The sequence below is a fragment of the Corynebacterium sp. HMSC034H07 genome (assembly GCF_001815175.1).
Taxonomy (GTDB): domain Bacteria; phylum Actinomycetota; class Actinomycetes; order Mycobacteriales; family Mycobacteriaceae; genus Corynebacterium; species Corynebacterium hiratae.
This window is the reverse complement of the sequence record NZ_KV819546.1, coordinates 22,379-28,636: the sequence shown is the minus strand read 5'-3', so window position 1 is coordinate 28,636 and position 6,258 is coordinate 22,379. Positions and strand designations below refer to the sequence as shown.

The window sequence follows — 6,258 nt, the reverse complement described above, 5'->3', positions numbered from 1 at the left end:
ACGTGTCCACGATTTGCGGGCAACCCCACAGGCGCTGTTAGCTGAGCACGCTGCCGTGGTCGACGAAATCCACAACAAGCACAACCGACTAGCCGCCTACCACTACTACAGGCAAGAGACCGCCAACCTTGAACTTGAACAGTTGGCCTTCAACCCATACCTCTGCGTAGCTTTGCTCGACAAAGGCACCGTTAACATCGACGGTACGGTGACTTTCCACTTCCGCGACGGCAGCACCCAAGTAGTAGCCATCAAGGCGGACATTGGGCAGGCGCCAGGGTGTGATTAGAGTTGCCACTCCTTAATCAAGATCTCCAAAAGCTCTTTCTGACGTCGCTCGATAACACTCGGAGTCCACACCGGTTCTCCAAGTACCTGCGTGGTGAGTGCGAACACCGCCACGCCTTTCCCCGACTTGAAGTACCTCTCCTTCTTAACATCGAAGTCATAATTGCAAGCACTGGAGTTTTTCCGGCGATTGAGCAGCAGTAGGTTCCCAAGACGATGTGTCCATACTTTTGCTTCGCAGAAAATGACGGGCTCGATGGTGCTGGTTTTGGACAGGTCATCGGAATAGACCGTGCCGCGCAGTGCGTGGGCTTTGCCCTCGACCCGGTGTGCGGGTAGGACGTTTTTTCGTGCTGCCAGCCAAGCTGGTTGCCCGTTAGACGCAACTCCACGGCTTTTGGCACGGCGGGATCGGTGAAGTCCCACGATAGGGATGCTGATTCTCCGCCGATCTCAAGATCGGCCCTCACATTGGTTTTAGCGACGAAGCTGGGGTCACATGACGTTTTCGTGACGGTCGCTGCCTGCCCGTCGATTATCACCTCGCTTTGAGTCTTGGCGAATAGAGCATCGAGTGGCTCGAGCTGAGCTTTGCGCTCAGGGCTCGGTGCGTACTGGCCGTTGGCTACCGACTGATACGGGTCGTCGCGATGATGGCTCTCGTCAGACGTGCAGTCGATCTCCGCTTGGATTTCCATAGCCTTGAGTTCGGCCGCACCGTCGCCGCTGATTTCACGCACGGAGGCCTCGATCCGCCAGCGGTCTGCGTCAACACTCACGAGCGGGTCACGTCCAAAGTAGTCGCCTCCCCAGGAGTGCAGGGTGTTGCCGGCTTGCCATATCACATCCTTGACGGCGCCATCGGCAACCTTGACGGTGAGCAACGACTGCGGCTGATCCGGTGTTTCGAATGACACCGTTGATTCCCCGTCGATCGTGGCGCACGCGGCAGATGTCAGGGGCTTATCCGTGCTGTCAACGCTGAGCTTTGCGCTGATGGAAGGAGCTGAGGTGGTCGGGGGGTGATCTCGTGGCAGGCGAGGCCGAACTCTCAGGTGCGGTCTCGTCGCCACAACCGGCGAGCGTAGCTGCAAAAACCAGAGCCATTGCTGCACAGCGTTTCTTGATGCCATCCTTTCAACCCGGCGGTGAGCTGGGTCACGTAGGCTAGGGCGTTGAATCTACCGTAGGGCTTGGCGGGAGCACTAGCGCACGCGCCAAGCGCTGGCGGCCTGCTGCTGGCGCCAGTATGCGGCGAAGCGGCCATCAAGGGCGAGCAGGTCCTCGATGCTGCCGTCCTCGATGACGCGGCCGGCATCGAAGAAGATGACGCGGTCGGCCTGGCGGATGGAGGACAGGCGGTGCGCGACGATGATGCGGGTGCGGGGCGTGGTCTCCGAGCTCAGGGCAGCGGCGACGGCGCGTTCGTTTTCGGTATCGAGCGCGCTGGTGGCCTCATCGACTAGCAGCACGGGGGCGCAGCTGAGCAGGGCGCGGGCGATCGAGACGCGCTGGCGCTGCCCGCCCGATAGCAGCGTGCCACCGTCGCCGACCATTGTGGCCATGCCGTCGGTGAGTTGCGCGGCAACGGCATCCACGCGCGCGAGTGCGGTGGCGCGCTCGATCTGCTCGCCGGTGGCGTGGGGATTACCGATGGAGATGTTGTCCAGCAGTGTGCCGTCAAACAGGTACGGGTCTTGGAAGATGACGGCGATGAGGGCGCGGCGGGCGGCGGGAGTGAGCTCGGCGAGGTCCGTGCCCTGGATACGGATGCTTCCGGAGGTGGGCTGGTGGAGCCCGGCCAGCAGGAACAGCAGGGTGGATTTGCCCGAGCCAGAAGGCCCGACGATCGCGGTTGTGGTGCCCGGCTGGAAGGTGAGGTTCAGGCCGTCAAGCACGGGGCGCTCGCGCGTGGCGTCATAACCGAAGGTGACGTCGGCGACCTCGATCTGGGGAGCGGTTGAGAGGGTTGGTGTCGCGGTTCCGGGGTGCTCGCGCGGTGCGGCAAGCACGGTGTGGATGGTGCGCAGTGCGTTCGTGGTCAGTTGCAAGCCGGCGGTGATATCGGCCACGAGCGCCAGGGGCTCCAAGAAGCGGACGATGACGACGATGAGCGCGATCGCGGCGGCGGGGGAAACCTCGCCGGTGACGGCGCGGCTGACCGCGAGGGCGCCGAGCGCAATGAGGGCGAGCTGGGTCAGCAGAGTGAAAACCAGCTGCTCGGGCGCGCGGTAGGCGAGCAGTCGACTCATCGCATGAGTGCGCGCGGCAAGTGCCTGGCCGACATGGCTGCTCTCGGTATCGACGCGGCGGGCGGAGCGCAACGCCTGCTGGGTGCGGGCGAACTCCAGGAGGCGCTCGGACAGCTGGGCGTGGGCGCGATCCGCGGCGGCGTCGGCGCTGCGCGCCAGGCGCATCGAGAGGACGAGGGCGCCAAGCAGCAGCGGCAGGAACGCCAGCGCTGCAGCGCCGAGCGTCGGAGAAAACCACAGCAGGCCGATGCCGATCGCGGCCGGAAGAATAAGGGCGTTCAGCAGCGGCGTCACCAGGTAGGCGATCAACCCGACGAGTTCGGGACCGGTGGCAGCGACCGCCTGACGCGTGGTGGCCAGGTTATCGCCGGTCAGCCACTGCAATCGGATGGTGGTGATGCGCTCGGCGACGGTGTGCTGAGCGTGATCCAGCAGCACGAAGCCAACAGCGTAGGCGTGGCGGGCCGCGGCGCTATCGCACCCCCAGCCAAGCGCCGTAGCGATCGCGATCATGGCCAGAGGGCGCCAGGCATCACCCGGCTGCGAGCTGAACAGGGCCGAGATGAGCGGAATGAGGGCGAGCGCCGCTGCGGCGCGTAGCGCGATACTTAGCGCCGTGAGCGCCAGGTAGGGGGTGATATGGCGGCGCTGGGCCGGTGGCAGCAGGTTAATGAGCGTGCGGATCATGAGGTGGCCTTCGTCTCGGCGGCTGCCCAGAGTTCGGCGTAGCGACCGCCGCGTGCGAGCAGTTCCTCGTGCCGACCCTGCTCGATGATCTGGCCGCCATCGAGCACAACGATGGTATCGACGCCAGTGATGGTGTGCAGGCGGTGAGCGATGAGCAGCACGGTGCGTCCGGCGGTCAGGCGGCTGACCGCCTGCTGGACGAGGTATTCGGATTCGGGGTCGGAAAATGCCGTCGCCTCGTCCAGCACGAGGATTGGGCAGTCGGCCAGCAGCGCACGGGCGATGGTGATGCGCTGGCGTTCACCGCCGGATAGGGCGATGTCAGCGCCCAGGATCGTGTCATAGCCGTCCGGTAGGGCGAGGATGCGCTCGTGAATGTGAGCGGCGCGGGCAGCCTGCTCCACCTCGTGCCGACTGGCATCCGGGCGGGCGAGCGCGATGTTCTCGTGGGCGCTGGCGCGCACCAGTTGCGGATTCTGGAAGACGAAGCCAACCCGCGAATACAGCTGTGATGCCTCGAGCGTACGAAGATCGTGGCCGCCGATGCGGATTGCGCCGTCGGTCACGTCGTAGAACCGGGCAAGCAGGCTCGCCAGGGTGGATTTACCCGCACCGGACGGGCCCACGAGCGCAGTGATGGTACCGGGCGCCAGGCGCAGCGAGACGCCCGACAGCACGGGGGTAGACGCGTCGTAGCCAAAGCTCACATCATCGAACTCGACGAGACCAGCGGGCCTCGGCGCGCTCGCCGCATGCTCGACCTCAGGCAGCGTGGACAGCTGCTCCTGGTCGAGCATGACCTGGATTCGGCGTGCCGCGAGCATACCGTCGCGCAGCGCCTGCAGACCGTAGCCGACGCCCAGTAGCCGCGCACCGAACGTCGTGCCAAGAAAGAGGAAGGGCAGCAGCGAGATCGGATCCATCATGCCCGCGGTGATGAGCGCGGTGCCCACCACGCAGCTGAGGAACAGGAACGTCGCGGGGCGCGTGACCAGATCGATGAAGGTTTTGCGGCCGCTGAGCGGCTGCTGCCAGGATCGCAGGAAATCGAGGTAGTCTCGCAGGCTCCGGGTGAAGGGCGCGGCGGCTGCACCCCCGAAGACGCGTACGACGGCCTGCCCCTGCAGGTAGGCGTCAGCAGCGCTGGCCATCTGCTGGCGCCACTGCGGCGCCTGCACTACGCGCGGGCCCGACTGCGTCATCATGATGTACATGCCGATCAGGTAGGCGAGCACCGGCAGCAGCAGGGTGAGCGCCACCCGCCAGTCGATCACGAACAGGTAGCCCAAGACGGCCACAGGCGCGACGATGGCGCCGACCGCATCGGGCACCGCATGCGTGATGAGGTAGTGCATCGCCAGCGGATCATCGTGCACCAGCTGCTTGATGTGCGCCGCGCTGCGGGTATCGAAAAACCCGAGGGGCACGCGTCCGAGCGTCATCAGCAGTCGGGTGCGCAGGTCCTGACTGACGCGCGCATCGACGATGTGCAGCCAGGTCATCAGCCCGGTCGTGAGTAGCGCGCCCGCGATAAGGACCAGGCCGGCCCACCAGCCCAGGCGGATGAGCGCGTCGGTGCCGGCGCCGACGAGCAGCAGCCGGGCGAGTTCGACGAGCAGGACGTAGGGGGCCAGCTGCGCGAGTGTGGCCAGCGCTTGCACGATCGCCGCCAGGATGAAGGTTGTGCGCAGCGGGGCGAGCAGGCGCCGACCGGCCTCAGCCCGCCACGTCCCGCTGATAGGCGCAGCCTCGCCGGCCGCAGGTACCTGCGCGGCGGCAGCCTCGGGCAGATCCTTGGGGCGTTTTTTGCCGAATGCCCGCCCATAACACCAGTAGGCGCGGGCTTGGATTTCGGACTTCGGGAAGCCAAAATCGTTCATCAGGCGGCGACGCACATATTTCAAGCTGTCGGACTCACACGCCACCCACGCGCTCCAGTTCGACCAGTCCCGCGCAGCCAGTCCCGCCGCCAGGCTCGCCTCATCGACGCGCGGCACCCAATGCACTCGCGCGCGCGGATGCGTGCGGATTTCCAGCATGTGGTCATCGAGCGTGTGCTCTTCCAGGTACAGTTCGACCGGCAGCTCGGATGGAAGCACCTCGAGGATTGAATTGATGGCGGGCAGCGACGCGGCATCACCAATGACGAGGTATCCGTCGGGTAGTTCCTCGGGCAGGACGAAACCCGTCGAGCCGAGCGTAGTGACCGCGATGGTATCGCCCGGCTGTGCCTGGCTTGCCCAGCTGGAGGCCGGCCCGGCAGGTTCGTGCAGCACCACGTCGATCGCGAACTCACCGGTATCCGGGTCGGCCTCGACGATGGTGTAGCCGCGCTGATGTTCCTGGTCGCTGCCGTCCGGATCGGGGAACCAGAACCGCAGCCAGGCCGTGGGCGCGAGAACGACCTCGGCAAGCAGACTTGCACTCACCAGGTGGATTCGCACGAAATGCGGGGCGAGGTAGGTCACGGCCGTGACTGTTGCGCTGTGGTCGCGCGCTCCAAATCCGCGCGTCAGCACGCCCTCAAAACCCCGTTTCGCCATGTGCATTCCCTCCTGCGCCGCACCACAAATTGAGGTTATCCTAACCTAAGTCGAGGGCGGGGTCAAATGCGTCGGCGCGGCGCCTAGGGCTGCAGGCTCGCCACCAGCTCGCGCACCCGAGCCTGAATCTCGTCGCGGATCACGCGCACGGTGGCAAGGTCCTGCCCAGCCGGATCGGCCAGCTGCCAATCCTCATAGCGCGTGCCGGGAAAAACGGACACGCATCGCCGCAGCCCATCGTGATGACGACGTCGGAGGATTGCACGTCCTCAGCCACCAGCACCCTCGGGCGCGCCGCGGCCAGATCGATCCCGACCTCCGCCATCGCCTCTCGTACCACGGGGTTGATCGAATCAGCGGGGGCGGAGCCCGCGGAGCGGACCTCAATGCGTCCGCCGGACAGCGTCTTGGCAAAAGCCGCCGCCATCTGGGAGCGGCCTGCATTGTGAACGCACACAAACATGATCGTGGGTCGGGTCATAGCTCCA

3 protein-coding genes and 2 pseudogenes are annotated in these 6,258 nt (G+C 65.4%); 1 reads left to right on the top strand and 4 read right to left on the bottom strand.

Going from position 1 to position 6,258, the window contains the following annotated elements:
- A pseudogene (locus HMPREF3009_RS12895) lies at positions 1 to 289 on the top strand (hypothetical protein); the annotation flags it as partial.
- Here HMPREF3009_RS12895 and HMPREF3009_RS13910 read toward each other — a convergent pair.
- From HMPREF3009_RS13910 to HMPREF3009_RS12875, 4 genes and pseudogenes are all read right to left on the bottom strand, one after another.
- Positions 286 to 714, bottom strand: coding sequence for a GmrSD restriction endonuclease domain-containing protein (locus tag HMPREF3009_RS13910; protein ID WP_070491109.1), 429 nt, complete (start codon positions 712 to 714; stop codon positions 286 to 288). The pseudogene HMPREF3009_RS12895 and the gene HMPREF3009_RS13910 overlap by 4 nt on opposite strands.
- Before the next feature lie 779 nt (positions 715 to 1,493).
- Positions 1,494 to 3,227 carry an ABC transporter ATP-binding protein gene (locus HMPREF3009_RS12885; RefSeq protein WP_049157408.1) on the bottom strand — a complete coding sequence of 578 codons (1,734 nt, stop codon included), beginning with the start codon at positions 3,225 to 3,227 and terminating at the stop codon, positions 1,494 to 1,496.
- The gene (locus HMPREF3009_RS12880; protein WP_070510587.1) at positions 3,224 to 5,770 is read right to left on the bottom strand and encodes an ABC transporter ATP-binding protein/permease; all 2,547 of its coding nucleotides are present in this window, start codon (positions 5,768 to 5,770) and stop codon (positions 3,224 to 3,226) included. The genes HMPREF3009_RS12885 and HMPREF3009_RS12880 overlap by 4 nt, the downstream gene beginning before the upstream one ends.
- Positions 5,771 to 5,853: 83 nt before the next feature.
- Positions 5,854 to 6,251: pseudogene (locus HMPREF3009_RS12875) on the bottom strand (arsenate reductase ArsC).
- Between the last annotated feature and the right edge of the window lie 7 nt (positions 6,252 to 6,258).

Excerpts from the sequence above, each read along its gene's own strand:
- HMPREF3009_RS12885 (WP_049157408.1), bottom strand. The coding sequence starts at position 3,227 with ATGATCCGCACGCTCATTAACCTGCTGCCACCGGCCCAGCGCCGCCAT.
- HMPREF3009_RS12880 (WP_070510587.1), bottom strand. The coding sequence starts at position 5,770 with ATGGCGAAACGGGGTTTTGAGGGCGTGCTGACGCGCGGATTTGGAGCG.